This window comes from Acidovorax sp. KPB24-07 (assembly GCF_057543315.1).
Window position 1 is genome coordinate 1 of sequence record NZ_BAAJYS010000497.1, and the last position, 2,106, is coordinate 2,106.

Annotated in this window: 1 protein-coding gene; it reads right to left on the minus strand. The window is 70.1% G+C overall.

What is annotated here, in order from left to right:
* A partial coding sequence (locus AC27IQ_RS23070) for a penicillin-binding protein 1A (RefSeq protein ID WP_487090935.1) occupies positions 1-2,101 on the minus strand: 2,101 nt, incomplete at its 3' end.
* Positions 2,102-2,106 lie beyond the last annotated feature (5 nt).

The window sequence follows — 2,106 nt, forward strand, 5'->3', positions numbered from 1 at the left end:
TGCGCACGCCGCCCACGGCGTTGTCCACCCAGCCGCTCTTTTCCTCCTCGTCGATGAACCGCTCGCGCGCATCGATCACCTTGGTGCGCAGCGCCTGCTGGAACACCTCGCCCACCATGGGCAGCGCGCTGTGGGCGCCCTGCCCCCAGTAGTCGCTGCGCAGGGTGATGCGGCCGTCGTTGAAGCCGGCCCAGGCCCCCGCCACCAGTTGCGGGTGCATCAGGATGAACCAGCCGTCGGTGTTGTCCTGCGTGGTGCCGGTCTTGCCCGCCACGTCGGCGGTGATGCCGTAGCGGGTGCGGATCGCGGCGCCCGTGCCCTTGTCGATCACGCCGCGCATGGCGTCGCGCAGGGTCTGCACGGCCGAAAGGCCCGCGGCCCGCTCGGGGTCGGCAGGGGCGAAGTCTTCCAGCACCTTGCCGTTCTTGTCTTCGATCCGCGTGATGACGATGGGCGCGCGGTACTGGCCACCGTTGGCGATGGTGCCGTAGGCGGCCACCATTTCCTTGAGCGTGACGGGACTGGTGCCCAGCGCCAGCGAGGGCACCACATCCAGGCGCGACTCGCGCACGCCCATGGCCTGCGCCCACCGCGCCACGCGCTCGGGGCCGACCTTCTGCATGACCTGCGCGGTGATGGTGTTCTTGGAGTAAGCCAGGCCGTCGGCCAGCGTCATGGGCGCGTTGCTGGGCGGGCCTTCGTCCGTGGGGCGCCAGACCTGGCGGCCGCTCAGGGGAATCTCCACCGCCTCGTCCATCAGCGTGTCAGTGGGCAGCATCCCGTTGGCGAAGGCCGCACCGTACACGAACGGCTTGAAGGTCGAGCCCGGCTGGCGGCGTGCGGCCTGCACGTGGTCGAAGGGGTCGGTGGCGAAATCGCGGCTGCCCACCCAGGCCCGCACCTCGCCGCTGCGCGGGTCCAGCGCCAGGAAGCCGGCCTGCACGCGCGTCTTTTGCTGCCGCAGCTGTCGCATGAAAGCGGCGTCGTCCAGCAGGCCCTGCAGGGCTTCGTCGGGTGTGGCGCCCTTGGCCACGGCGGCCTCGTACTGCGCCGATTCGCGTACCAGCGCCTGCACCAGCGGGCCCTTGGGGTTCCAGGCGCTGCGCGAGGCCCAGGCGCCGTCGGCCACGCCCTGCAGCTGCCGGCCCTGGCGGGCGACCGCCTGGTTGGCGAGGGTCTGCAGGCGCGAATCGATGGTGGTGCGGACCACCAGTCCGTCGGCATACAGGCTGTAGCCGTTGCGGTCGGCCCAGTCGATGAGCTGCTTGCGCAACTGCTGCGCCAGGTGCGGCGCGGGGCCGGCGGTTTCGATCTGGCGCTCGAAGCGGATGCGCAGCGGCCGGCGCGACAGGGTGTCGTACTGCTCGGCGGAGAGCTTGCCGCGCTTTTTCATCTGCGACAGCACGGTGTTGCGCCGCTCCTGCGCGCGCTCGGGGTTGAGCACGGGGTTGTAGTAGCTCGTGCCCTTGAGCATGCCGATGAGGGTGGCGCTCTCCAGCACGGTGAGCTTGTCGGCCGACTTGTCGAAGTACGTGCGCGCGGCCATCTCGATGCCGTAGGCGTTGTACAGGAACGGCACGGTGTTCAGGTAGGTCTCCAGGATCTCGTCCTTGGAGTACAGCACCTCGATCTTGAGCGCGGTGATGGCCTCCTTCAGCTTGCGCGTGAGCGTGGGCGCGCGGCCGATGTCCTCGGGGTAGAGGTTGCGCGCGAGCTGCTGCGTGATGGTGGAGCCGCCCTGCTTGTCGCCGCCCAGGGTGCGGATCAGCGCCGAGCCGGTGCGCCGCCAGTCGAGGCCGAAGTGGTCGTAGAAGCGGTGGTCCTCGGTGGCGATGAGCGCGTCCTTCACGGAAGGGGCGATGTCCTCCAGCGCCACCCATTCGCGGTTGACCCATTTGTATTCGGCCAGCAGGCGGCCATCGGCCGAGACGAGTTGCGCGGGCTGTTCGGTCTTGGCCTTGCGGATGTCGCTGATGGCCGGGGTGAACGGGACCAGGGCCAGCACGTACAGCAGCAGGGCCAGGGGCACGGCCAGCAGCGCCCAGAGCACCGCGCGGCGGGACCGCAGGTGGCGGGCGGCGAAGGCCCAGGCGCGCGCCAGCAGCG